The following is a 24,816-nucleotide window of genomic DNA, read 5'->3' as shown; positions in this document are numbered from 1 at the left end:
CATGACGTGTTCATCGTTCTGTTGCTGCGGAATTGGGCACGGCGCTCTGCCGCGCGAAAAAGCGAGCCAGGGGTTCGATCATGCGTTCGGGAATGCGGCGCGCGATCACCGGCATGAGCAAATTCGGCTTGCGCGCATCGACGATGGTTCCGTCCCCGCGCCATCGGCGGAGCCGGGCGGCGAGATACTCCGGCTTCTGGCCGGCCAGCGTCGGATAGTCCGGGCGTTTGCCCGGTGCGTGGCATCTGGAGCAGGGCGGCAGATTGGCTTCCCTCAAACCGTTTGCGAAGATGCGTTCGGCCAGCCGGTCATCCGCCGTCGGGTCGGCGGCAGCGGCAGTCTTGGCTTTGGTCAGCCCTCCAGGAAGCCCGGCGTAATGCTTCGCCAGCGCCTGCATGAGATCGGGGTCCAGCCGGGCGGCGGCCGCTCCCATCACGCCGCTGGATCGCCTGCCCGCCGCGTAGGCGCGGAGCGCCGCCGACAGGTAGGCTGGTTGTTGTCCGGCTAATATCGGAATGTCGGGCTGGCCGCGCCCGTCGTCAGCATGGCAGCGCTCGCAGTCGGGTAAGGCATCTTCCAACCGTATCGGCTTGCCGCCGGCGACGCGCCCGTCGGGTCCATAGGCGAGCGCGCGATATTCGGCCGGCGTCATGCCCGGCAGCCGCTGCACGAAGGCGGTCATGCGGCGGATTTCGTCATCCCGGTCCAGCGCGGGCCAGGCGGGCATGGCGGTAAACTTCACGCCATGCTTCACGATCCAAAAAAGCTGCCGGTCGGTCCAGGAATGAGCGGTCGCGGCCAGGTCGGGCGCCGCCGGTGTCGCGTCTTTCATGACCCGGGCCGGCTGTTCGCCCGGCGCGCCGTGACAGAAGGCACAATTGGCGGCGTAGTGGCCGGCGGCGGAGGTCAGGCCGCCGGCGTCGGCCGCGGGCTCGTCCACTGTCAGCGCGGCATAGGTGCGGACCGTGTTGCGCATCGACCAGTGGAGAAACCAGTCGGTGATCGCCCAATGGCCGGTCGAGGCACCGATGTTGAGAACGCCCGACCAGGCGATCGCCAGGGCGAGCATGAACAGCGCCGCCGCCGCGGCAAGCGCCCGCTTCCAGGTAATCTTCAGGACCATTGCCGCGCCCCCGCCGGGCGATTGCTCCGCAGCAGACCGAAAAGCAGCGCCAGTCCGCCGAACAGATAGCTGCCGCCGCCTACCAGCAGCATGATGACGCCGCCCAGCTGCTGATCGGCGACCGGCGACAGCGTGACACCGAAGCCGGTAAAGCCGGTCGTGCCGAACAGCGTGCGCGGGGCCAGGGTTATGAGCGTCCCCAGCAGCGTCATGTGCATCGTGGTCAGCAGCAGCGCGACAATGCCGGCGGCGCGTGTTTCCAGGCAGGCACTCCACAGCAGCAGGCCGGCGGCCAGAAACATCGTCTGTTCCAGCGCCAGACCGATCGCGCTGCCCGCGGCAAAGGCGCGCGCGGCCGGCCAATGCCAGCCCCAGACGACAAGCAGTTCGAGCAGCGACATCGGCAAAGGCGCGACAACCCGCGGCCAGCGCGAAGCAGGATCGGCCCGCGTACCGGCGAGCCCCAACGCCATGAGCGGGGCCGCGGCCGCCACGGCCGCCATGTGCGCCGCCATATGCGCGGTCATGCCATGGTCCGACGCGGCGGTGGCCCAAGCCGCCGCAAGCACGGCAACGCCGGCGACGAAAGCCGGGCGTCTCATCTGCAATCCTCAAAGACGAAAGCCGACAGGGCCGTGAACAGGATGGCGACAAAGCTTAAGCCCGCCAGCAGCAGCGTCGATACGGCGAGGAAACGCAACCGGTCCTCGTCGGTGCTGTCCTGATACGGCGGCAGATCGCCCTGAATTCGCGATTGGGCCCAGGCGATATAGCCAAAAGCCACGACCAACAGCAGCGCCACAACGGTCGCGGCGGCGATGCCGGTGCGGATGTCGACGATGACCTCGGCCGACCCGCTCTTGGCGCAGCGGACGGCGGCGTAAACGTAGGAGAACAGAAAATGCAGCGCCCAGACCGTGGGCGGTACGACCAGCATCCATAAAGACGATTTCAATCGTTGCGCGAGTTTGTGGAGTTTGCGAATCATGCCAACCTCGGGAAAAAACCGATCACCAGAAACGTGATGAGCGCGCTCAACGCCAGGAAATGCCCGTAGACGGTGATATTGCGCACATCACCGTCATAAACCGGGGTCATACGCCCCACGAGACTGCGGGCCAGCGCGAAAAGTTGCATGACGACGCCAAACGCCGCATGGACCGCGGTCCAGATGACTAGCACCCAGACGATCGCCGGATAGACATGCAGCGCGGGATCGAGTCCGGCGCGCCATGGCCCGGCCAGCCCCGCCAGTCCGCCGGTGCCGGTCGCCGCGGCCGCTACGGCCAGTGCGGCGCGGGCAAGCCCGACCCGGCCGCGCGCATTGGTTTCGCGCGCGGCGATGGTCAGTACCCACCCGGCCAGAATCAAGGCAAGCGCAACCATCGGCCAATACGCCCCGGGCCCGGCCTGGCCGGGCAGCGGTTCAGGCGGGAAATCGGCATGCACTGTCCAGAAGAAGAAATAGCCGAAAATCAGGCCGGCGAAGGCCGTCGCATCGCCGATCATGGTGATGAACATGGCCCACCAGCCCGATGAAGCGGGGCCGGACGCATAGAGCGGCAGCACGACGCCGAGGCCGGCGTGCTTCTCGGGCTTTTCGGGGATGAGGCTAGTCCCCGTCCAGAGCCACCACAGGATCACGGCCAGGGCGGCCAGTCCGCTTGCCAACGCGCTCCAGTAGAGGTGATAGGTGGTCAGGATGAAGACGCCGCCGAGCGCGATCGCCGCCAGCATGGGAATGGGCGTGGGTCCGCCGATCCGCGCGACCTGGAGCGGGCGCCCATCGAGAACCGAGGTGATCATCAGCTCGCGATAGCCTTCCTCGGCATCGGGCAGGAAGTAGCGGCCCTCGTCGACCTGCCTGAGAAAACCGGGCTGGTCCCAGAGCGGATAGCGGCTCTCGATCAGCGGCACCGAGCGAACGCCCCAGTTTTCCTGCTGCGAAAACTCCAGCCATTCGAGCGTGCCCGCATTCCAGGGGTTGCGCGGGACGCGCGGCCGCCGGGGCGAGAGGCAAAGATCGACCACCACCACGGCAACGCCCGCCGCGAACAGAAAGGCGCCGAGCGTGGACAGGAGGTTGAGCGTACCGACGCCGAGCGCCTCCGAATAAGTGTAGACCCGGCGTGGCATGCCCATCAGCCCGGAAATGTGCATCGGAAAGAAGCCGAGATTGAAGCCGACGAACATCATCCAGAAGGCGATGCGGCCGAGGCGGTCGGACAGTTTCTTGGCGGTCACCAGTGGCCAGTAATAATACAGGCCGGCGAACAGCGGCAGCACCGAGCCGCCGATCAGGACGTAATGGAGATGGGCGACGACGAAATAGGTGTCGTGCGCCTGCCAGTCGAACGGCGCCGCCGCCACCATCACGCCGGTCAGCCCGCCGATCACGAAGATCGCCAGCGAGCCCGCTCCGTAGAGCATCGGCGTCGACCAGACGACGCGGCCCGCCCATATAGTGGCGATGAACACGAAGATCTGCACGGCGGTCGGAATCGCCACGGCCTCCGACGCGGCCGAGAAGAAGCCGAGGCTGATGTTCGGCATGCCGGTGGCGAACATATGGTGCACCCACAGGCCGAAGCTCAGGAAACCGGTGCCGACCGCCGCCAGCACGATCCAGGGATAGCCGAGCAGATGGCGCTGCGCGAAGGTCGGGATCACCATCGCGAAAATCGCGATCGAGGGCAGGAAGATGATATAGACCTCCGGATGGCCGAAAATCCAGAACAAATGCTGCCAGAGCAAAGGGTCGCCGCCGCGCTTCGCATCGAAGAAAGGCCAGTCGAGCAGGCGCTCCATTTCGAACAGGATGTCGCCGGCGATCAGCGGTGGGAAGGCGAACAGGATCATCACCGCCACCACGAGAATGTACCAGGCATAGAGCGGCATCAGGTTTAGCCGCATGCCCGGCGGCCGGCATTTCAGCACGCCCACGATCAGCTCGACCGCGGCGGCGATCGACGACACCTCGATGAAGGACAGGCCCAGCATCCAAATGTCCGCGCCGATGCCCGCGGTCGAAGGCTCGGTAGACAGCGGCGGGTACATGAACCAGCCGCCGTCCGGCGCGGCGTCGAAGAAAATCGAACCGGCCACGAATACGCCGCCGATCAGGAAGCTCCAGTAGCCGAAAGCGGACAGGCGCGGAAAAGGCAGGTCGCGCGCGCCCAGCAGCTGCGGCAGGATCAGCACCGAGACCGCCTCGAACATCGGTACCGCGAACAGGAACATCATCATCGAGCCGTGCAGCGTGAACAGTTGATTGAACGTCGACGCGGAAACGAGGTCGTTTTCGGGCACGGCGAGCTGGGCGCGCATGATCAGCGCCAGCACGCCCGCGAACAGCAGCATCCCGAAGGCGGTGAGGGTGTACCAGATGCCGACCGCATTGTTGTTGGTATCGGTCCAGCGCAGGAACAAGCCCCTGGGCGGGCTCCATACGGCGCGCAGCCGCTCTTCCTGCGCGGCGCGGACGGCCGGGTCGTTCTGATCGGGTTGAGTGTTCGCTGCGACGGACATTTAACGAAGCTCCGCAAGATAACTGGAAATCGCGTCCGCGTCCTTGCCGGGCATGTCCTTGAAGCTCGGCATCAGGGCGCCGGGTTTCACCGAGGCTGGGTCGCGTATGAAGCGGCTGAGAGCGTCGCGGGTCATCGGCAGCGTGCCGGCGCCCAGGGATAGGCGCGATCCGACGTGAGTGAGATCGGGCCCGATCGTGCTGTCTTCGGCATGGCCGCGGATGGTATGGCAGCCGCCGCAGCCGTATTCCTCGAACAAGTGCCGGCCCGGACTGTCGATACCGGCTGCCGGGCGCGCCGCGCCGGCCAGCCAGCGGTCGAAATCGGCGGGCGCCATCGCCACCACGTCGAACGCCATGCGGGCATGGCTCAGTCCGCAAAATTCCGCGCAGGCGCCGCGATAGACGCCTGTCCGGGTGGCGCGCACGACCAGATCGTTGGTGCGGCCCGGAATCATGTCCACCTTGCCGGCCAGGCCCGGTATCCAGAAGCTGTGGATGACGTCCGGACTCGTCAGAGCAAAGGTTACGGTGTGTCCTACGGGCACGCGGATTTCGTTGGCCGTTTCCACGGGCTGGCCGCCGGCCGGCAGATAGCGCGCGCGCCACCAGAACTGTTCGCCGTCGACGGCGATTTTGAGATCATCGGCACCCGTCGGCAGGGTCCGCATTTTCGTCAGCGAGGACACCAGCAGCGCCGTAAGGAGCACAGTCGGGCCGATAGCGCCCAGCCAGAGGATCACGCGCATTCCGCCCTGATGATCGAGCCGGCCGGCCGGTGCGCGCGCGGCATGCCACGCGAGCCACAACACGCCGATCGTGATCACGGTGGCGGCGGCGGTCATGCCCCAGGTGAGGGCGCGGGTTGATTCCGCCTCGATGCCGAAAGCCGAAAAAGCGGACTGGATCCCCGTGCAGCCGCCGGATAGCGCCGCGGCAGCGCCATACGCCAGGCGAAGCAGGGCGCGGCTGATAGCTTTGAATATGCCGGGTTGATCTGGGTTGCGGCCTGTCATCGGAATTCAAAGTACTCATACCGGAGGTTCGCGTCCGGTATTTTGTTTTCGCGCATCAGCGCCTGGATGCGCTTCAAAAGGCCTTTGGGGCCACAAAAGCTGATATCCACCGCCGCGGGACCCGCATTTCGGGCGATTTCGCCAAACCGTTTGACGAATTCCGGGCTCGACGGACCGGTCGATACGGGTATGAATTCCGCGCCGTACTGGCGGGCCAGATCGTCCAGCACCTCGGCGCTGGGAAACTCGCGCCCTGGCGTGAAGAAATAGAACAGGGTGACCTTGTCTAAATTTTTCGCCGATTCATCCGTCAGCCAGGCAATGAACGGCGAGATGCCGACGCCGCCCCCGATCCAGACTTCCCGTTTCGCGGCCGGCGGACGCCTGAAACGCCCGTACGGCGCGTAGATGTCCGCATACATGTCCGCGCGCGCTTCCTTTACCAGCCTGTGGGTATAGTCGCCGAGGGCGCGGATCACGAAATGCACATGACCGTCCGGCTCGCTACGGCTTGCGATCGTAAAGGGGTGCGGTTCGCGCAGGCCGTCTTCCTTCATCCGGATGAAGCCGAACTGTCCTGGCTCGAACGAAAGAGCCCGCTTCACCGGCGCAAGCTCCAGGTGCAGCGCATTGGCACCGGCGTTCGCCTCGACGATGCGGTACTCGGCGTGGTTAGCCAGAAACGGATAGAGCAGCAGCTTGTAGCCGGCGGCGGCAACGCCCAATGCCGATAGCGCGGCCAGCCATATGCCGGCGGGACTGTCGATGGCGATAGGCGATTTGAAGCTCAGCCAGTGCAGGACGACGATCAGGAACAGCGGTCCGGACAGCTTGTGCCACCAGCGCCAGACGCTGTAAGGAATCTTCCGGTTCAATGCCAGCATGACGATCAGCATCAGGGCGATGAAGCTCAGCTGCCGCACCAGGCGGGTGTAGTAAGGGGGAAGCGAGAGGATCGAGGCGGTTTGCCAGGCTTCCAGATTGGCCTTGAACACGAAATGAAACGACGCAAAAGCTAACGCCCAGATGCCCAGCCATTTGTGCGTCAGATAAACGCGGTCGAGCCCGCCGAACAGCGATTCGACGCTTTTCCAGCGGCCGCCCAATAGGGCTGCGGCGCCCATCAACGCCACCGCCGCCTCCCCGAAGGCCAGGCTGAAAGCGGCCGAAGTCAGCCAGGTGGCCTGGGGAAGTTCCACGATCACCAGGGCGCAGCTCATTAAGGCCAGAAAAAGGACTGCGTGCCAGGTCTTGATGTGCATAGGGTGCTCCTTTATCGTCCGTCCCGCGCCAGGAGTGCTGCCGACCACTTGCAACGCCTAACAAGATTATAAAGTTTCCGTATATCTACCATATCCAAACCTTAATAACCATAAAATGGTCATCAAAAATCGATTTATTGGCGGTCTAACATCCGGACTGGAAGGCCATGCGGTTCATGGCCCTGCGGGTTATTCGCCTGGTGTCTGGCTTGTCGGAATTTTATTAATGGTTGTTATACATTTGTCGCGCCGGGCACTGGCGCTTTTAAGGTCACCCATGCCTATGCGGGCTAGAACGCCCGGACGGCGCGGCAGGGGCAGCGAGGACGTTGGCCGGAGCGTCGCTCACAAGGGCGCTCCGCAGTCATTGATAAATCATCGAGGAACAGCTTACTTCGAATCCTTCCACTTCTGCTTCCTGGCCAGTTTTTTTGCCGCTTTCTGTTCGCGGATGACAGCCAGTTCGGCCAGTTCCTGCTCCATCATGGCCGGCGTTTCCAGGCTGATGCGGCCGATCGTGCCGGCGCGCAGTTCGGACAATAGCAGCTTGGCGACCTTATCCATGTCCACGCGTCCGCCCGCACGCAGGCAGCCTCGATTTCTGCCGATAGTCTCCATAAGTTCCTGCTCGCCGTCCGGCAGTTGCTCGATCTGAAAACGGGCTTTCAGCAAATCGGGATAATGCTTTAACAGATACTCGGCCGCGAAAAAGGCGATATGCTCATGGTTGATGGCCGTGTCCTTGATCGCGCCCGTGGTCGCCAGCCGGTAGCCGCTGTTCCGGTTTTCGACATTGGGCCAGAGCACGCCGGGAGTATCCCACAGGACGATGCCGTTGCCGATATCGATGCGTTGCTGGGTTTTGGTGATGGCCGGTTCGTTGCCGGTCTTGGCGATGGTCCGGCCGGCCAGTATGTTGATCAGCGTGGACTTGCCGACATTCGGTATGCCCACGATCAGGGCCTGTATCAGCCGGCCGCTGCTGTCCTTGCCGGGCAGCATCTTGTGGCACAGATCGGCGATCTGGCGCATTTTTTCGGGCTGCTCGATGGTCAATGCCAAGGTCTTAACACCTTTTTCCTGCTCCAGATAAGCCTGCCACGCCTGCGTCAAGTCAGGGTCGGCGAGGTCGCTTTTGCTGAGCACCTTGATGCAGGGCTTGTCGCCCCGCAGCGCTTTCAGCATCGGGTTCTCGCTGCTGAACGGAATGCGCGCGTCCAGAATTTCAATGATCAGGTCAACCTGCGGCAGGATGTGCTTGATCTCTTTGCTGGCCTTGTGCATATGGCCGGGATACCACTGAATAAGCATGATGTTTTTCAAATAGTTGAGAGCTGGGCGGCATTATAACAACTATCGAATCGCACCGCCGCGATGACAATGCAGCAAAAAAGGCTCATATTCAGTATCATGTGCGGCAAAAACCGATTGCTATGGCTATCCGTATGAAAACGAAGAAAGAAACAACGATAACGAGCAGTTTTTACGCCTACCTGTCAAGGCTGCGCTGGATCAAGCGCTGGGGACTCAAGCGCAACGCCCATGACGAGAACGTCATGGAGCACAGCTGGGAAGTCTCCGTCATCGCGCATACGCTGGCCTTGATCAAAAACCGCTATTACGGCGGCAATGTCGATGCCAACGCCGTCGCCGCCGCGGCCTTGTATCACGATATCACCGAAGTGATCACGGGCGATCTGCCGACGCCGATCAAATACCATTCCGAGGAAATCAGCTTGGCCTACAAGCAGATTGAAAAACAGGCCGAGAAGGAACTGCTGAACCTGTTGCCGGCGGAACTGCAGGCCGATTTTCAGGTGCTGATTCATCATGACCGCATGCCGGAGGAGCATGTGCGCATCATCAAGGCCGCCGACAAGATTTCGGCCTATCTCAAATGCCAGGCCGAGCTGAAAGCCGGCAATGCCGAATTCGAGATGGCCGCGGCGCAGCTGGCCAAAACCATCGCAGAATCCGATCAGCCCGAAGTCATATTCTTCATGCAGGCGTTCGTGCCCAGTTGCGGCCTGACGCTGGACGGTCTCATGAAAACCTATTGAGCCGGCAACATCAAGGACAGACATGCTAAGAATTTTCCATACGGCGGATTGGCATCTCGGCCATCATCTGCATGGCGTTTCGCGCCATTTCGAACACCAGCAGTTCCTGAACTGGCTGCTGCAGACTCTGCAGGACAGGCAGGCCGATGCGCTGATTATCGCCGGCGACATCTTCGATACGGCCAATCCCTCGGCCGCAGCCCAGGCGCAGCTTTATGAGTTTCTGGTCAAGGCCAGAACGCAGCAGCCCCATCTGGATATCGTGCTGATCGGCGGCAATCACGACTCGGCCAGCCGGCTCGATGCGCCGTCCCCGATACTGAAGGCGCTGGGCGTGCATGTCGTCGGCGGTCTGGTGCGCAAGCAAGACGGCAAAATCGATTGGCAGCGCCTGATCGTGCCGCTGACCGATGCCCAGGGCGCTGTCAAAGTCTGGTGCGGCGCCATGCCGTTTCTGCGCAATGCCGACCTGCCTAACAATGACGGGGCTGATGATCCGTTGATTGCCGGTGTTAAAGACCTGTATGGGCAATTATTCGAAGCCCTTCAGCAAAAGGCCGATAACGGCGAACGTCTGATCCTGACCGGCCATTGCTACATGGTGAACGGCTGCGTGTCGGAACTGAGCGAGCGCAAGATCCTGGGCGGCAATCAGCACGCGCTGCCAGCCGATATTTTCCCCGGCGACATCGCCTATGTGGCTCTGGGCCATCTGCATCTGGCGCAAAAAGTCGGTCCGCACGAGCATATCCGCTACAGCGGCTCGCCGATTCCGCTGTCATTTGATGAAGCCGGCTATCGGCATCAGGTGCTGCAGGTCGATATCGGGGACGGTCAAGAGGAAACGATCGCCGTTCAAATTCCGCGCAGCGTCGAGATGATCCGGATTCCCGACGGCAACGATTTCGCCGCGCTGCCTGACGTGATCGCGCAACTGAAAAGTCTGGAGCTCGACCGCAGCCTGCCGGTCGAGCGAACCCCGTTCGTGGAACTGAGAATCCGGCTTGACAAGCCGGAACCGGGCCTGCGCCAGCAGATCGAGGAAGCCATCGCCGGACTGCCGCTGCGCCTGCTGAAAATATCGACGGCCTACCGCGGCAGTCAGCACAGTCTGGCCGATATCGACATCGAACAGCGGCTGGAAGAACTGCAGCCGCTGGACGTTTTCCAGCGCTGCTACCAGAACCGCTACGACCAGGACGCGCCGGAAGCCTTGACGGCGCTGTTCAGCGAACTGGTCGAAAGCGTGCAGGGAGGCGACTGATGCGTATTTTGGCGATCCGCGGCAAAAACCTGGCCAGCCTGGCCGACGCGTTCGAGATTTCACTGGACGACGGCCCGCTCGCGCAGACTGGCCTGTTCGCCATCACCGGCCAGACCGGCGCCGGCAAGAGCACGATACTGGACGCCTTGTGCCTGGCATTGTACGACAAAATACCGCGCCTGCCGGACGGGCATGGCTTTGCGGTCGGACACAGGGGCGAGGATGAAAACCTGCGCGTGACCAGCAATGACGTGCGCTCGATCCTGCGGCGCGGCACGGCCTCGGGGTTTGCCGAAGTCGATTTCATCGGCAAGGACAAACAAGCCTACCGGGCGCGCTGGGAAGTCAGCAAGGCGCGCGGCAAGGCGACCGGCCGGCTGCAGGCGCAGGATATCACGCTGACCCATATCGCCAGCGGTCAGCGCATAGGGCAGGGCAAAAAGAGCACGCTGGAAGCGATCAGCGAAAAGATCGACCTTAATTTCGACCAGTTCCGGCGTTCGGTCCTGCTGGCGCAGGGCGATTTCGCCGCCTTCCTGAAAGCCAGAAAGGACGACCGCTCCAATCTGCTCGAGCGCATCACCGGCACCGATATCTATTCAGTGCTGTCGATCGAGGCCTTCGAACGCGCCAAGCAGGAGAAAGAAGCGCTCAAGCGCATCGAAGAACAGCTGCAGGGCCAGATGCCGCTGGCCGAGCCCGACCGTCAAGCGCTGGAGCAGGAACGCGACCAATGCATCGCGTTACTGGACAATCTGGAAAAAGCGATCAATGCCAATCAGCAAATCCTCGACTGGTATACGGCGCTGAACAGCCTGAAAGCGGCCGAACAGGCGGCCGGTGAGGCCTTTGGAAGCAGCCGGCAAGCCTGGGACGCTGCCGAACCCGAACGCCTGCTGATCGAAAAAGTTGAAGCCGCACAGCCGCTTAAGCCCCTGCTGGCGCACTACGAAACGGCAATGGCCGAAGTCCTTGACGCGCAGCAAAAACTGGAAACCGGCGGCGAATTGCAGGAAGCCGCCGAGCTCAAGCTGAATGCGGCCAAAAAACAGGCAGCGGCTGCCTCCGAGGCCCTGCTGGCCGCCGAGAAAAAACGGCAGGATGCCCAACCGTTATTGCTCAAAGCCCGTGAATTGGACACACGCATCGGCATCATGCAGGCCGATATCAATGCCTTGAGTGCCGAACAGGACCGGCAGCAGGAACAACTGGCAAACGCGCAAGCGCATCACCAGGACTTGCTGGCGCAACAAGCCGAAAGAAACGGTCAGCAGCAACAGCTCAACAGCTGGCTGGAAGAAAATCAGGCGCTGAAACCCGTCGCGGCCGAATGGAACCGCTGGCAAGGCGAGCTGGAACGCTACCAGATGCTGACGGCACGCAAGGCGGAGATCAAGGTCAAACTCAAGGCCTGCAAAGACACGGCCGATGGCGATGAACGCCTGATGGCCGAAATCAAAAAAGCCATCATCGAAAGCCGAGAGGAACAGGACAAGCAACAGGCAACACTGGAGCCGCTGAAACAGCAGGTCGGCCAATATTCGCTTGAGGACCTGAACCGGACCAAAGACGATCTGGAAATCAAACGCGAACAAGTCAATGCTGGCCTGAAGCTGGCTCATGAAGCGCTGGCGCTGCAGCAGGCTCTGGCGCAGGACAGCGATAAACTGGCCGCCATCGGGCAGGCGCTGACCGATGCGGCCGGGCAACTGCAAACGGCAACCCGGCAACAGTCAGCCAATGCCATCGCGCTCGAAGAGGCCAGAAAATCTCTGGCCCTGATCCAGGCCGCCACGCATAAAAACGCCCAGGAATTCCGCGATCTACTCCAGCCCGGCCAACCCTGTCCCGTCTGCGGAGCGCTCGAGCATCCCTGGCGCGATCATGACCGTATCGATACGCCGCTGGAAGACGCGCAGCAGGCCAGAGTCAGGGAACTGGAAAGCGAAAAAGTGGCACTGATCGAATCGATCGCCGGGCTGCAAAAATTGATCGACCAGAAACAGGAACAAAAGCTAGCGCTGACACAGCAAATGGCTCAGGCCCAGGAGAAACTGGCGGACTGCCATAACGAGTGGCACGCTTTGGCCCTGCCTGACAGAACCGGACTGGCCCTTGCCGATGCCGGGCTTTTACCGCTGCTGGAACAGCAGGCCGAACATTTAACGGCCGAGTGGGAGCAGGTCAAGCAGCAGGAAAAACAAGCCATAGCACTGCAAAAGCAGATCAAAACGGTTCAGGCTCTGTTCGACGCCGGCAAGCAGAAACTGGAAAGCTTGATGGGACGGCAGGCAGCGCTCGACAGCCGGCTGGTCGAAGGCAAAGCCAATCTGAACCATTTTTCAGACCAGCTTCAGGAAACGGAAACGCAACTGAGCGCACTGACCGGGCTGTTGCAGGCGCCGTTCGCCCGGATCGACGGCTGGCAGTCCGAGCTGATGCGCGATGCCGACCGGTTCAGGCAAAGTCTGGCCGCCCAGGTCGGTCAATGGCAGCAGGCGGAGCAGGATGTACAGACAGTCGCTCGGGCCCTGGCTGATGCCAATCGCGAAGAAGAGCTCGCTGCCCAGACGCTGCAGCAGAGCCGGCAACTCTGCCAGGCCAAGCAGGCCGAAATCGCACTGAAGACAGAAGAAAAACAGAAACTGTCGGAAGAGCGCAATGCCTTGTTGCCGGATGCCGATGGCGAGACGGTCGACAGCCACGAGCAGATGTTGAACCGCAAGGTCCAGGCAGCCAGAACCGTCTACGAGCAGGCCGGCAATGACGCCGTTCAGGCCGAAACCGATCTGGCAACACAGCGGCAAAACCAGAGGCACTGGCAGGCCGAGACCGACCGGCGCGCCGGCAATCTGGAAAAGGCCCAGGCCGCGCTGAACCAGGCGCTGGCAAGGCAGGGCATCGATCTGGACGGCCTGAAACAACTGCTCGAAAAGGACGAGTCCTGGCTTAATGAGCAGAAAGCCAGCCGAGCGGCACTGGAAAAGGCGCTGCACGAATCGGCCGCACTGTTGAAAGACAAAGCGGACGAGAGACAGCGGCACGAGATCCATGCGCCGCTGGAGACCGAGGAACTCGCCAGGCAGATCGCCCAGGAATTGCGGCAACAGCGGCAACTATTAAATTCGCAGAAGGAAGAAAAACTGATACTGCTGCGCGAGGACGACAAGAAAATCAGCGCCGGCAGCCGGCTGAAAGCGGAGCTGGACAAGCAGCAGGCGCGCTGGCAGCAATGGGAAAGCCTGAATGAGCTGATCGGCTCGAAATCCGGTGCCAAATTCCGCAGCTTCGCCCAGAGCCTGACTCTGGAAGCCCTGCTGGCGCACAGCAACCGTCATCTGGAAGACTTCGCCAGGCGCTACCGGCTGCAGCGCGTGCCGGGCAGCGAACTGGAACTGCAGATTATAGACCGCGACATGGCTGACGACGTGCGCAGCGTACACAGCCTGTCCGGCGGCGAAAGCTTCCTGGTCTCGCTGGCGTTGGCGCTGGGCCTGGCCTCGTTGTCCTCGAACAAGACCCAGGTCGAATCGCTGTTCATCGACGAAGGCTTCGGCAGCCTGGACCCGGAGACCCTCGACATCGCCATCGCCAGCCTGGACACGCTGCAAGCCCTGGGCCGGAAAGTCGGCATCATCTCGCACGTGCCGATACTGGTCGAAAGGATAGGCGCCAAGGTTGTGGTTGAAAGACAGGGCGGGGGGAAGAGTCGGGTTTTCGTTGAGGGGAATTGTTGAACATACAAAAGGTATGGGCTCACGGTTGAGGGCGGCAGATCAACAATAGGCCAAGGCACGGGTGAAATTTCAGCAGAAGGGACTTTGAAATCAAATGCTTTCATCGGTACCTGTTTTTAAACCGGAAACCTTTTAGTGACAGAGAAGTTCCAAAGAAACAAGAATTGGCGGTGCGAACCTCATTGACAGCAGAGGAACTTCAAATGCTCACACATTCCGAACAGTCTTACGAATATGAGGAGACACGCGAACTCGTCGCCTTGGTGAATGACGCGGCAGAGTCCGTTCGCAGCAAAGGCGAAGCGGCATTTAGTGATTTCCGCGTCTCCGGCAGCCGCTGGCGGAGGGAAGAAACCTACGTCTTTGTGCTGGACCCTGAAGGGAACATGCTGGTCCATCCCGATCCGGAGCTGGAAGGCAGGAATGTGCTGGAATTGAAGGATATCAATGGAAAGCCGATTATCCAGGGACTTATCGATGCCGCAACGGCAGTTCCCGATAAACCGGAAGGCTGGTATCACTACCAATGGCCTGTACCGGGCGGATTGCTGCCGCGGTGGAAAAGCACCTATGCGCGGCTGGCAACAGCCCCGTCCGGCAAACGTTATATTATCAGCAGCGGCATGTACAATGATCGCATGGAAAAGTCTTTTGCCGTGGATGCGGTGCAAAATGCAGCCGAACAAATCGAGCGGCATGGCGCGGCGGCTTTTAAGCTCTTCCATGATCCGGCCGGTCCTTTCATCGCCAAGGACGAGTATATATTTGTGTTCGATAGAAATGGAGTCAATCTCGCTCTCCCGCCTTTTCCGAACCTGGAAGGGCGCAGCTTTCTGGATTGGAAAGATACCCAAGGCAGACAGTTTATCCGCGAGATGCTCGAGATAGTGCGGACACAAGGTTCCGGCTGGGTCGATTATATGTGGCCCAAGCCGGGAGAAAGTATTGCCACGCAGAAATCGGCTTACGTGACCAAAGCGCAAATCGGCGACCAGTGGGTGATGGTGGGGAGCGGTGTTTATTTAGCCGATGCGCCCAAAGCAGCTCCAGTTAAAGCCATGACTGCTGCGGAACTGATGGAGCTGGTGCGGGAGGGCGCGGCCGTCTTCGAAATGCAGGGCGAGCAGGCTTATCCCGAATTCCGCAAGCAGGGATCCAAGTGGCTCCATGATGATATCTATTTCTTTGCCTGGGCAATGGATGGAACCCAAGTGTTTCATGCCGCCAACCCGGAAGGCGAGGGGGAGAATATGCATGGGGTGAAGGACATCCTGGGCAGGCCTGTCGGCTGGATGATCTTCAATGCGGTCAGTAATCCTTCAGGCGAAGGATGGATCCACTACATGCACCCCAAGCCCCGGAATATCTTCCCGATCTGGAAGTCCACGTTCCTGAAGCGCGTGAATTTCCCATCCGGGACGCCGCACATTATCGGCTGCGGCATTTACAACATGCAGATGGACAAGGCCTTCATCGAAGATGTTGTTAATCGCGCCGCCATCCTGATCTCCGAGCAAGGGCAAGAAGCCTTCGGACAGTTGCGCGATAAAACAGGTCCTTTCGTCTTCATGAACACCTATGTGTTCGTGGTTGCTCCGGATGGCACCGAGTTGGTGAATCCAGCCTTCCCCAGCCTGGAAGGGAGGAACCTCATTAATCTCAGGGATCTGAAGGAACATGCGGTGATCGAGGAGGGAATCGCCGCCGCCATGAAAGAAGGCAGCGTCTGGATGGATATTCACTGGTACAAGCCCGGGCAGAATACGCCCGCACGCAAACTGACCTTCGTGCGGAAGGTCCAGTCAGGTGCGGATGTCTATATCGTCGGTTCGGGCCTTTATCCGGAAGAGTAGGTCTTTATTAAAGTAACTGATGTTACGCATCAGTTGAATTGAGACAGGTTTAAAAAATACCGCCAGTGCGACGGTAAACTGTAGGGTCGAATTCATTCGACCCGAAACGCTGCTATTTTTTAAAGATGGTTAAGTGCGAATACCCGCAAAGGGCACAAGTAAATTTGCACCCACACACGCGCATCACCGTTCAGGCGGCAAGGTGCGTGAGTTGAACGAAAAACCTATCCGCCAGCGCGGCAAGCAGGATAAAAAACGGCCCATGCATAACATCAGTTACAAGGTTGCCTATGCCAGAAAGTCTTCCAGCAGTTGGTTACCAAAGGGATTTTGGGCGGCGATGGCTTTGTCTTCGTCGGTGTTATAACCCCATAAGGCAAAGATGAGCTTGATGCGGGCCAGTTCATCGTTTTTTTGCACATTCAACAGGGTCGGCAGCCTGTCCTCGACAAAATGAATCGACTGCTGCGGATGTTTTTCCAGTAATCCTTTCAAAACCTCCTGTTTGCTCATATTGCGGTCGAGACCGAAAATATGCGCGTCGGGCAGATCAACTTGATTGGCTTTCAGTATCTGTCTGACGAAGCGCTCCTGCTTGGTCGTGATGATATACCAGAGGCCCTGCTGCCCCAGCCGCCGCAGTTTGTCGCCGATGCCGGAGAATAGCGGATTCATGTCGACCCACTCGGCCAGCGCCGAGTCTATCCAGGCATCGCGTGTTTCGCCGAACAGTTTTTTCAGGTCATTGACAGTCACTTGCGCATCTTGCATCAGCGCCTGAGTTTTGCCGGCGTAATCGCTGTAGATTGCATCCGTCGTTTCGCCCAGATGCAAAAGGCGCATGGCCAGTATTGCTTCATAGCCGGTTTCGATGATCGGCCGTACCCGGCGAAACTGGTCGATCAAGGATTGCGGCGGTACAGGGCCGGGCATGTCATCCCAGATCTGGCCGGCGCATTTCCAGCCTGTTATCGCGGTTTCGACCGCGCTGTCGCAAATCACGCCGTCAAAATCAAGCGCATAGATGATGGAGTTGTTCATAAGTTTATTGTTGATGCAGCGATGGACAAGATAGCCTTGGAAAGATGCAATTCTACCTCAAATTGACCGTTGAGGCATGACGCTTGCCAATCACCGATAGTCTGCATATAAGCGCTTGACCCAGGCCGTTTTCCCGGAATAGCTCTCGCTGATCTTCTCAAGCGGCTCGGGGAATCGTTGCGGCCAATCGACGCCGTATTTTTCCGCTTTGCACAAAGGCGCCAGCAATGAAGCGACCGCCAGATCCGCCCGCGTAAAGCAATCGCCGACCAGGAATTTCCGGTTCTGCAGGTGCGCATCGAGTTTGTCGATCGCTCGATCGAGCTGTTCAAGCGCTGTCTGCGAAGTGCTTTGATTGAGCTTCATCTTGTTGCGCATGGCGCTGCTCAGTTTCGGGTATATGAAGGGCATGACAAAGCGCCCATACCAGGGGCCGCCGTTGGTAAATATCGGGATCAGCATGTCCGGATGGTCCAGCAAGACATGATAACAGACCGCCCTGACCATAATGCCTATCTGTTCATCTGCAAATTTCTCCCATTCCATGGCTTCCTGCCTTAATGCCTGATTGTCAGGCGTCAGCGGCGATTCGGGAAAATGCGCATCCAGATAATCGACAATATCGCTGGAATTCTTGATTATCCTGCCGTCATGGACCAGAACAGGGAGTGATGATGTACCGCTCAGCTTCGTGGCCTTGGCCATGTGCAGGCCGGGCAGGAGATTGACGGTCCGGTAGTCCAGCCTCTTGTAATCGAGCGCCCAGCGCACTTTTTCACAGTAATGGGAGATAGGGAATTGATAGAGGGTCAGCATGATGATTTTTTCCTGAAAATAAGGTATTGCTTGCAAATTCAAGTCTGCATCTGACGGGCATCCTTGGCCTGAGCATCGCTTTTAACGGCTAAGCTGCGTCGCAATATAAAGCAAATTCGTCAATTTATCATTAACGGTTTTTGTTTTTCCTAGGGTGTTTTGCCTGTACCATTGGATCAATAAGAAATAAAGGAGAGCAGGTGGTTGATTTTGAATGACGCAATACCGCAATGCGGCCGCAATATCGCATTGACCGGTCACAGCACCAATCTGCTGGGCATTTCGACAGCTTTTCTGGCCAGCGCCGATTTTAACGAACACCCTTGCGAATTGCACATACACGGCACCCGCGAAACCAATGCCGGCCTGTTCGATAAACTGGCGGAGGCACAGACCGTGGCGCAGGCAGGCGCTCTGTTTCAGGATTACATGAGCCTGGTTTTCGGCTTTGAGGACGAGCAGCGGCTTAAGGTCGATGCACAAGGCCGGCGGCGGTTCCGCAGCAGTTATCTGAGCCTGTTGCAGGATTGGAGTTTTGATTCCAACAATGCGCAAAGCGCCGTATTAAAAGGCTGGGTGGAAAGCCGCTTTGGTTTGTTGCCGACTTATCACAAGGCGCCGATCAGCGGTTTTACGACCAGGGCCTGGATGGAATACATCCAGGACAAAATGAACAGCCGTTATCACAACAATTGCATCTACCTGCAGCTCGACCTGCTTTACGAATTTTGCCAATGGGTCGCGATGCGCTTCAACACGCCGGCAGGCAGCCATTTGACGTTGTACCGGGGCGTCAACAAACTTACAGACTGTGTGCAGGAAAAAAACGACGGCCACCGGATGGTACTGCGCCTGAACAACATCGTTTCGTTTACCGATCGATACAGCCGGGCCAGTGAATTCGGCGACTATATTATCGAAGCGAAAGTGCCGAAAGTGAAATTGCTGTTTTTCAATGAACTGCTGCCCCGGCACACCTTGCGCGGGGAATCCGAATACCTCGTGATAGGCGGCAGTTATCAGGTGCAAATATCTTATTAGCCTGAATATTTCACAAATCTATCGTTCTCACGCAGAGCGCGGGACCCCTAACAATGGGAATATACAAAATGAACTTGACGCTAAAAGACCGCGCTCTTGGCGCTTATCTGGGCTTTGCCTGCGGCGACGCGTTAGGCGCTACCGTAGAATTTATGACGCCCGAACAAATTCGCACCGAATACGGCCTGCACCGCGACATTACCGGCGGCGGCTGGTTAAAACTAAGGCCCGGCCAGATTACCGACGACACTGAAATGTCGATCGCGCTGGCGCAGGCCATGATTGACTGCGGCGGCTGGGATCTGACGCGCGTGGCCGATTCATTCGCGGCCTGGCTACGGTCTCAGCCGGTCGATATCGGCAACACCTGCCGCCGCGGCATCCGGCGCTATATTAAAACCGGAGCGCTGGCAGGCCCGGTTAACGAAGCCGAAGCCGGAAACGGCGCCTGCATGCGCAATTTGCCGGTCGCAATTGCAACGTTGGGGAACGCACCGGCCTTCGAGCGGCAAACCCTGGAGCAATGCCACCTGACGCATCATCATCCGTTGTCCGATGCGGCTGCATTGTGCCTGGGGCGGATGCTGCAAGCGTTGGTTGCCGGCGAAGGCATCGAACCCTGCCGGCAGCAGGCGGCCGCCTTGATAAAAGCGCACCCCGAATTCCAATTCGATCCCTATCCGGGCCGTGCCGGCGGATATATCGTCGAGACAGTGCAAACCGTGCTTTACCATTTTTTTCATACCGATTCTTTCGAAGCGTGTCTGACCGATACGGTCAACCGGGGCGAAGACGCCGATACCACGGGCGCATTGGCCGGCATGCTGGCCGGTGCCCATTATGGGATCGATGCCATTCCCCGGCGTTGGCTGGATCGGCTGGAGCCGGCTGTCAGCAGGACCATAGAGCGGCAGACCGAGGCCTTATTGAAGCTGAGCCACTCTGGAATATAGCACGTGTAGGCTGGGTTGGAGCTTTAGCGGAAACCCGGCATGGACGGTCCAGAAATGCTGGGTTTATCAACCCGCCTGCCGCTGTTAAAAAATGTGGTGCTCGGCGCGGCCGGGATAAAAACGTCCATGTGTAACATCCATTATTATCCTTGGCTTGATCTTCGTGACCTCTGTCCTCGTGTTTTCATTCCTCACAAAATTCCACCTCTCGCGTTTCAGCAAGGTACGTTAAAATGGCGCCTTTTTTGAGCCCATTTAAAGAAAATGCCTACAGTCCTCTACGGGATTATTGCCTATATCCTGCTGCAATTGTTGATCGGCGTGTATTTTTCGCGCCGCATCGTCAGCGAAAGCGATTATCTGTTGGCCGGACGCAGCCTCGGTCCGGGCATGGCCAGCCTGAGCGTATTTGCAACCTGGTTCGGTGCCGAAACCTGCATAGGCGCGGCCGGCTCAGTCTACGAAAGCGGTCTGTCGGGCGCGACCGTCGATCCGTTCGGCTATACCGTCTGTCTGGTGCTGATGGGCATGGTGTTCGCCGTGCATTTGTGGCGGCGCAACCTGACCACGCTGGCCGATCTTTTCGAGCAGCGCTATTCGGCTAAAATCCAAAGTCTGGCCGTGTTGCTGATCGCGCCGACTTCGGTTATGTGGGCGGCGGCGCAGATCAGAGCGTTTGGGCAGGTGTTGTCGTCCGCGTCGGGATTTGACGTGGAATGGGCGATTGCCGTCGCGGCGCTGGTTGTGGTCATCTATACCATGTACGGAGGGCTGTTGGCCGATGTCGTGACCGACGCCGTGCAGGGCATTGCATTGATTATCGGCTTATTGCTGCTGCTGCTTTTTGTGCTGAAGGCCGGCGGCGGGCTCGAGGCATCCATAGCGCATATTCAGCCGGAGCGGCTTAGCCTGTTCGGTGCGGGGGAGAACGCATGGGTTGATAAAATCGAGCAGTGGGCCATTCCGATCTGCGGATCGGTTTTGTCGCAGGAACTTGTGGCGCGCGTGCTGGCCAGCCGCTCGCCTGAAGTGGCGCAAAAAGCCTGCATCCATGGCGGCCTGTTGTATCTGGCAGTGGGCCTGATTCCGGTTTTCATCGGTCTGCTCGGCGTTCAACTGGTGCCGGGCTTGGCGCAGCCTGAGCAGATACTGCCGCATCTGGCCCGCGAGCATCTCAATACGTTTTTATACATCGTTTTCGCCGGCGCGCTGATATCGGCCATTCTGTCGACGGTCGACAGCGCCTTGTTGGCGGCCTCGGCCCTGGTGTCCCATAATCTGATCGTGCCTGCCGTCAAGACGATCAGCGATCAGGACAAGGTCAAAGCCGCACGGATTCTGGTCATGGTGTGCGGCATCATCGCCTTTGTCCTGGCGCTGCATGCCGAGCGTGTTTATACGCTGGTGGAAGAGGCGTCGGCGTTCGGCAGCGCCGGCATTTTCATCGTCGTCGTTTTCGGCCTGTTCACGCGCTTCGGCGGCAGTTTGAGCGCCGCCGTCACGCTGCTGGCCGGCATGTCGACATGGGTAATCGGCCACCACTTCATGAATATCGGCACGCCTTACTTAATGTCTCTGGCCGTGGCGCTGGCCAGCTATGTGCTGATGGGATTCTTTGAGGCTTGGTGGGTCGAGCGTGGATTGATGGTTAAACGGAACGACTTCAATTTTTAATGTCTAATCTATACAGTAAGATATCCTTTCCACACAACAAGAATACAACAAACACGAAGGAAGGTAGATATATGAAAAAGTTACGCGTTTATCTAATGGTGATATTTACAGCGCTGACTATGTTGTCATTGCCTGAAGCGCATGCACAATCATCCTCGCAGAAATTCGGCCGGGGTCTGGCGGGCATGACCTGCGGTTTTCTTGAGATACCGGGCAATATTGTGCAGGAAACGCGGACCCAAGGCGCCGTCGGCGTACCCATCGGCCTGGCGAAGGGATTGGGCATGTTTGTGGCTCGCGAACTGGTCGGCGTTTATGAATTTATTTCCGCACCGTTCCCGGCACCGGCAGGTTACCGGCCCATTTTACAGCCTGAGTATCCTTGGGATTACTTTGAATAATATTCACGTATTTTATTAACCACGAAGGACACAGAGAACACGAAGTTTCTAACTGATGGTCTCTTCGTGGTTTTAGTTCCGTAGCTTTGTTAAGGTACGCATCGCGTACCTTTTCGAACTTGCCGCTCACTTCGGCGCCCAGAAGGTACGCAGTGCGTACCTTCTGGGCTACACTTTTTAGAATCCAACCGCTAAACCAAATACCGGCTCCAACTGCCATACCTGTTCTCAATCCTGCCGCGCGGCACGCTCGCCGCTATCAACAACAGCGCTGCCGCAACCCCTGACCAGTCGGCAAGGGTGCTGCCGCCCTCCAGTATCAACGGCGTAGCCATCAGGGCGAAGGCCAGCAGCACATTGACAAAGCGTACCGGGCGTGCCGATTCGGCCAACGCCGTGATGGAAATTGTTACGACGAGAGCGCCGATCAGATGGTCGCTGTTGGCTTGTTCGCCTTGCGTTCCGAAAATCAGCCGCGTGCACATCAGCCAGATGCCGATGGCCGTGCTCAGCACCAGCGACCAGGGCAGATTGACGCCGCCGCCGGCCATGTCCTTGATGATCGTCCAGGGCGAGCCTTCGAAACTATCGGGTTCGGTCTTGCGGCCGCCTTCCATCGTATCGCCGCGCAGGAACGCCAGAATGACCGATTTGCCCTTGCGGCGGCGCTCGGCCAGAAACTGGCCTGTGGCGATCAGTTCATCAACGGAATAGGGAATTTGGATCAGCATGGCCGCGGCCGCTACCAGACACAGCGTGCACCAAGTGCCGATCAGAATGGGCTGGATGATGATGAAGAAAATGCTGACGGCGCCCAGCGGCACGATCATGACGCCGAACAGAATGACCAGCCAGGGCATCGTGCGCCAGCGGTCGCGCCCGCCGATGATGCCGGTCAGTATCTCCAGCAGGTAAGTTACCGCGCCTAGCCCCGCGTCGGGTATGGGCCAGGCTTTGGAAACATCGGACGTGATGACGCGCTCGGTGCCATCGCCGAAATAAGGGTCCCAGGCGTCCGGTATATGCCCCAATTGGTAGGCGGCCAGATAGCGCGAGATGTAGAGCCCGATAAAGGCCAGGAGAATGATTGGCACACGCTGCATCCATGACGACGGGTTGTAATCCCAGCCGGGCGGAATGTCGGGGCCTTTCAGGCTGGCAATGAGGCCGATGCCCGGCATGGGGCGAACCAGCATTGAAAAGCCGATCACGAGAGAGCCGACCAGCGTATCGTTCAGATAAGCCGAAGCGCTCGGCGTCCAGAACACCAGCGGCGCGAACAGCAGCCACAGTCCTACGGCCGCGTTGGCGATGCGCGCCCAGGCCATGCGCCGCGACAGCGACAGCGCGCTGAACACCAGTACCAGCGCGCCGGCGGCCAGGTCGTTGACGGCCATGGTAGCGTCCCGGTAACCCAGGATAGGCGGGCTGCTCATGAGCCAAGTGCCCAAAGCCATGTTCAGAAAATGCGCCCAAAGGTTTTCGCGGTGCGCGTTGCGCCAAGACCGATTATATTCATGCAGCAGGTGTTCGGCTGGTTCGGGCTCGGCGGTCATGGTCTCGACCCATTCCGGCGCAGTCAGTTTGTTGCGTTTGTACCAGCTCAACGGATCGGCCTTGAGCGCAGCCACAATCGCCGGCAGCGTATCGCGCAATGAATGCCGGGGCTCCCAATTTAACAGGTTTCTGGCCCTGGAGATATCCAGTTCATAATGATCGTCGGCCAGGTCTACCATGAACGGCTTGATGAAAGGCTTTTCGCCTTTGTCGATCGAATCCGGTATCGCGATTTCCATCTGCGCCTGCAGCCCGGCGCCGACCTTGGCCAGCATTTTCGGCAGCGTTTCGGTCGGCCATATTTCCCCGTGAATCAGATAGCCGATTTCGTTTTGCAGCGCCTCATAGCCCATTGTCAGCGGCTCGCCTACGAGCAGTTTGAGTTCGGCAGGCAGTTGCCTGCGTTGCCGGACCATGCGCACGATAGCCTCGATCAGGTCCTCAATGTGAATGAACGACTGGCCGTGCGAGATGTCACCTGCAAAAAACCGGCTCGTGAACTGGCGCTCATAGATCCGCTGTATCTGATTCGCGAGCGTTGGCGGCAATACGTTATCGGTATAGACGCCGGCAATGCGGACCAACACATAAGGGATAGCGCCGTGCTCGTTGATGACAACTTCCTCGGTTTCCAGTTTCGACTGCGGATAAGCCCATTTTGGCTGTAGCGGCGAGTCTTCCGTAATAGGTATACCGGGCTCGGTGGGCGCATGCACGAGCATCGTGCTGGCATAGATGAACTGTTCGACGTCAAAGCCCTGCAATGCCCGCAGCAGGCGCCGGGTTCCCTTGACGTTGACGCTCTCGTAGAGCGGGTTCGGCTCGCCGGTGAAATCATAATAGCCGGCCAGATGCACAACCGATGCGATGTGCGTGCCATGGTGCTGGCGCACGTCATCCAGGGCTTTTTCAACGGCGCTGTCCGAGGTCAGGTCCAGATCTATCAAGTCCGGAAACTTTGACGAGGCGGCGCCCCGATCAAGGCCGACAATGCAGTAATGTTGCGCCAGCGCCTTGCTCAATGCCTGGCCGAGGAAACCGGCGATGCCGGTAATCAAAACAATGTCTTTTGCGGTGTTCGCACTCTTGCTACCCATGATCGTTTTCTCCTGAAAGTTTGAGCGATCTCCGGCTTATCGAGGAATCCCGAAGCATGTGCCTGGCTATTTTTCGAGCAAGAAAGAGAAAATAAAGTTCATGCTTTCAGCGCTGATGCGAGCGCATGTTTCAGTGGCCAGGCGACCAGGCCGGTTTTCGGTCGGAGAGGGGATGGGCGTCAGGCTCGAAGGTTCTTACTGGTCAAGATCAGCCCATGTGATGTAAGGGCATGGCCGCTACAGAGCCTTCGGGAATAGTGTGCAGCGTAATGGCGAACACCGATATTCCAGAGGCTTCCGTTGCCTGGCCGATGTAACGGGGCGTGAGCATCGCCTCTGGTTTGCTCGCCGATGCCGTATGCATCGGATTTTTCCGGTATGTCTGAGCTGTCAAG

At 59.1% G+C, this 24,816-nt stretch carries 20 protein-coding genes; 9 read left to right on the top strand and 11 right to left on the bottom strand.

Annotated elements, in window-relative coordinates; genetic code table 11:
* Positions 1-10: 10 nt before the first annotated feature.
* From IT781_RS03050 to ylqF, 7 genes are all read right to left on the bottom strand, one after another.
* Complete coding sequence (locus IT781_RS03050) at positions 11-1,123, bottom strand: c-type cytochrome (RefSeq protein ID WP_194968659.1); 1,113 nt, start codon at positions 1,121-1,123, stop codon at positions 11-13.
* Complete coding sequence (locus IT781_RS03045; protein ID WP_194968658.1) at positions 1,114-1,725, bottom strand: cytochrome c oxidase assembly protein; 612 nt, start codon at positions 1,723-1,725, stop codon at positions 1,114-1,116. Before IT781_RS03045 ends, IT781_RS03050 begins: the two co-directional genes overlap by 10 nt.
* Entirely contained in the window at positions 1,722-2,111 is a 390-nt protein-coding gene (locus IT781_RS03040; RefSeq protein ID WP_194968657.1) for a hypothetical protein, read from the bottom strand. The genes IT781_RS03045 and IT781_RS03040 overlap by 4 nt, the downstream gene beginning before the upstream one ends.
* Entirely contained in the window at positions 2,108-4,651 is a 2,544-nt protein-coding gene (gene ctaD, locus IT781_RS03035; protein WP_194968656.1) for a cytochrome c oxidase subunit I, read from the bottom strand. Before ctaD ends, IT781_RS03040 begins: the two co-directional genes overlap by 4 nt.
* Complete coding sequence (gene coxB / locus IT781_RS03030; RefSeq protein ID WP_194968655.1) at positions 4,652-5,665, bottom strand: cytochrome c oxidase subunit II; 1,014 nt, start codon at positions 5,663-5,665, stop codon at positions 4,652-4,654. It abuts the gene before it with no gap.
* On the bottom strand, positions 5,662-6,927 hold the full coding sequence (locus IT781_RS03025; protein ID WP_228778876.1) for a ferric reductase-like transmembrane domain-containing protein: 1,266 nt from the start codon (positions 6,925-6,927) through the stop codon (positions 5,662-5,664). Before IT781_RS03025 ends, coxB begins: the two co-directional genes overlap by 4 nt.
* A gap of 390 nt (positions 6,928-7,317) precedes the next feature.
* Positions 7,318-8,238 (bottom strand): ribosome biogenesis GTPase YlqF, encoded by a 921-nt coding sequence (gene ylqF / locus IT781_RS03020; protein ID WP_194968654.1) that lies wholly within the window; start codon positions 8,236-8,238, stop codon positions 7,318-7,320.
* Between the two features lie 134 nt (positions 8,239-8,372).
* Between ylqF and yfbR the strand changes: the two genes are divergently transcribed.
* The 4 genes from yfbR (at position 8,373) to IT781_RS03000 (ending at position 15,841) form a co-directional block, all read left to right on the top strand.
* Entirely contained in the window at positions 8,373-8,987 is a 615-nt protein-coding gene (yfbR, locus tag IT781_RS03015) for a 5'-deoxynucleotidase (RefSeq protein ID WP_194968653.1), read from the top strand.
* 22 nt (positions 8,988-9,009) lie between these two features.
* Positions 9,010-10,251 (top strand): exonuclease SbcCD subunit D C-terminal domain-containing protein, encoded by a 1,242-nt coding sequence (locus IT781_RS03010; RefSeq protein WP_194968652.1) that lies wholly within the window; start codon positions 9,010-9,012, stop codon positions 10,249-10,251.
* On the top strand, positions 10,251-13,988 hold the full coding sequence (locus IT781_RS03005; protein WP_194968651.1) for an AAA family ATPase: 3,738 nt from the start codon (positions 10,251-10,253) through the stop codon (positions 13,986-13,988). Before IT781_RS03010 ends, IT781_RS03005 begins: the two co-directional genes overlap by 1 nt.
* Before the next feature lie 203 nt (positions 13,989-14,191).
* The gene (locus tag IT781_RS03000; RefSeq protein ID WP_194968650.1) at positions 14,192-15,841 is read left to right on the top strand and encodes a cache domain-containing protein; all 1,650 of its coding nucleotides are present in this window, start codon (positions 14,192-14,194) and stop codon (positions 15,839-15,841) included.
* A 288-nt stretch (positions 15,842-16,129) separates the two neighbouring features.
* Here IT781_RS03000 and IT781_RS02995 read toward each other — a convergent pair whose 3' ends face one another.
* Together IT781_RS02995 and IT781_RS02990 are read right to left on the bottom strand one after the other, a co-directional pair.
* Positions 16,130-16,882 (bottom strand): HAD family hydrolase, encoded by a 753-nt coding sequence (locus IT781_RS02995; RefSeq protein WP_194968649.1) that lies wholly within the window; start codon positions 16,880-16,882, stop codon positions 16,130-16,132.
* A 90-nt stretch (positions 16,883-16,972) separates the two neighbouring features.
* Positions 16,973-17,698, bottom strand: coding sequence for a glutathione S-transferase family protein (locus IT781_RS02990; RefSeq protein ID WP_194968648.1), 726 nt, complete (start codon positions 17,696-17,698; stop codon positions 16,973-16,975).
* A gap of 210 nt (positions 17,699-17,908) precedes the next feature.
* Here IT781_RS02990 and IT781_RS02985 point away from each other — a divergent pair, with 210 nt between their 5' ends.
* The 5 genes from IT781_RS02985 to IT781_RS02965 all read left to right on the top strand — a co-directional run bounded on the left by IT781_RS02985 (position 17,909) and on the right by IT781_RS02965 (position 21,767).
* A complete protein-coding gene (locus IT781_RS02985) occupies positions 17,909-18,739 on the top strand; it encodes an NAD(+)--dinitrogen-reductase ADP-D-ribosyltransferase (RefSeq protein WP_194968647.1) in 831 nt (276 codons plus the stop codon).
* Positions 18,740-18,807: 68 nt separating this feature from the next.
* Complete coding sequence (gene draG, locus IT781_RS02980) at positions 18,808-19,692, top strand: ADP-ribosyl-[dinitrogen reductase] hydrolase (RefSeq protein WP_194968646.1); 885 nt, start codon at positions 18,808-18,810, stop codon at positions 19,690-19,692.
* Positions 19,693-19,731: 39 nt separating this feature from the next.
* Positions 19,732-19,941: a hypothetical protein gene (locus tag IT781_RS02975; RefSeq protein ID WP_194968645.1), complete on the top strand. Its 210-nt coding sequence runs from the start codon at positions 19,732-19,734 to the stop codon at positions 19,939-19,941.
* A 15-nt stretch (positions 19,942-19,956) separates the two neighbouring features.
* Positions 19,957-21,366, top strand: a complete 1,410-nt coding sequence (locus IT781_RS02970; protein WP_194968644.1) for a sodium:solute symporter family protein — start codon at positions 19,957-19,959, stop codon at positions 21,364-21,366.
* Positions 21,367-21,437: 71 nt separating this feature from the next.
* Positions 21,438-21,767, top strand: coding sequence for an exosortase system-associated protein, TIGR04073 family (locus tag IT781_RS02965; RefSeq protein WP_194968643.1), 330 nt, complete (start codon positions 21,438-21,440; stop codon positions 21,765-21,767).
* Between the two features lie 191 nt (positions 21,768-21,958).
* Here IT781_RS02965 and IT781_RS02960 read toward each other — a convergent pair whose 3' ends face one another.
* Together IT781_RS02960 and IT781_RS02955 are read right to left on the bottom strand one after the other, a co-directional pair.
* A complete protein-coding gene (locus tag IT781_RS02960) occupies positions 21,959-24,421 on the bottom strand; it encodes an NAD-dependent epimerase/dehydratase family protein (RefSeq protein WP_194968642.1) in 2,463 nt (820 codons plus the stop codon).
* A 208-nt stretch (positions 24,422-24,629) separates the two neighbouring features.
* The gene (locus IT781_RS02955; RefSeq protein ID WP_194968641.1) at positions 24,630-24,815 is read right to left on the bottom strand and encodes a hypothetical protein; all 186 of its coding nucleotides are present in this window, start codon (positions 24,813-24,815) and stop codon (positions 24,630-24,632) included.
* Position 24,816 lies beyond the last annotated feature (1 nt).

It is taken from the genome of Methylobacter sp. BlB1 (assembly GCF_015476545.1).
Classification (GTDB): Bacteria; Pseudomonadota; Gammaproteobacteria; order Methylococcales; family Methylomonadaceae; genus Methylobacter.
The sequence above is the reverse complement of the archived record's forward strand: the minus strand, read 5'-3'. Positions and strand labels throughout refer to the sequence as shown.

Bases quoted from the DNA above. Each gene is read 5' to 3' on its own strand.
- IT781_RS03045 (WP_194968658.1), bottom strand. From the start codon at position 1,725: ATGAGACGCCCGGCTTTCGTCGCCGGCGTTGCCGTGCTTGCGGCGGCT.
- coxB (WP_194968655.1), bottom strand. From the start codon at position 5,665: ATGACAGGCCGCAACCCAGATCAACCCGGCATATTCAAAGCTATCAGC.
- IT781_RS03050 (WP_194968659.1), bottom strand. From the start codon at position 1,123: ATGGTCCTGAAGATTACCTGGAAGCGGGCGCTTGCCGCGGCGGCGGCG.
- IT781_RS03000 (WP_194968650.1), top strand. From the start codon at position 14,192: ATGCTCACACATTCCGAACAGTCTTACGAATATGAGGAGACACGCGAA.
- yfbR (WP_194968653.1), top strand. From the start codon at position 8,373: ATGAAAACGAAGAAAGAAACAACGATAACGAGCAGTTTTTACGCCTAC.
- IT781_RS03040 (WP_194968657.1), bottom strand. From the start codon at position 2,111: ATGATTCGCAAACTCCACAAACTCGCGCAACGATTGAAATCGTCTTTA.
- IT781_RS02990 (WP_194968648.1), bottom strand. From the start codon at position 17,698: ATGCTGACCCTCTATCAATTCCCTATCTCCCATTACTGTGAAAAAGTG.
- IT781_RS03005 (WP_194968651.1), top strand. From the start codon at position 10,251: ATGCGTATTTTGGCGATCCGCGGCAAAAACCTGGCCAGCCTGGCCGAC.
- IT781_RS02965 (WP_194968643.1), top strand. From the start codon at position 21,438: ATGAAAAAGTTACGCGTTTATCTAATGGTGATATTTACAGCGCTGACT.
- IT781_RS03025 (WP_228778876.1), bottom strand. From the start codon at position 6,927: ATGCACATCAAGACCTGGCACGCAGTCCTTTTTCTGGCCTTAATGAGC.
- IT781_RS02970 (WP_194968644.1), top strand. From the start codon at position 19,957: ATGCCTACAGTCCTCTACGGGATTATTGCCTATATCCTGCTGCAATTG.
- ylqF (WP_194968654.1), bottom strand. From the start codon at position 8,238: ATGCTTATTCAGTGGTATCCCGGCCATATGCACAAGGCCAGCAAAGAG.
- IT781_RS02975 (WP_194968645.1), top strand. From the start codon at position 19,732: ATGGACGGTCCAGAAATGCTGGGTTTATCAACCCGCCTGCCGCTGTTA.
- IT781_RS02995 (WP_194968649.1), bottom strand. From the start codon at position 16,882: ATGAACAACTCCATCATCTATGCGCTTGATTTTGACGGCGTGATTTGC.
- IT781_RS02960 (WP_194968642.1), bottom strand. From the start codon at position 24,421: ATGGGTAGCAAGAGTGCGAACACCGCAAAAGACATTGTTTTGATTACC.
- IT781_RS03010 (WP_194968652.1), top strand. From the start codon at position 9,010: ATGCTAAGAATTTTCCATACGGCGGATTGGCATCTCGGCCATCATCTG.
- ctaD (WP_194968656.1), bottom strand. From the start codon at position 4,651: ATGTCCGTCGCAGCGAACACTCAACCCGATCAGAACGACCCGGCCGTC.
- draG (WP_194968646.1), top strand. From the start codon at position 18,808: ATGAACTTGACGCTAAAAGACCGCGCTCTTGGCGCTTATCTGGGCTTT.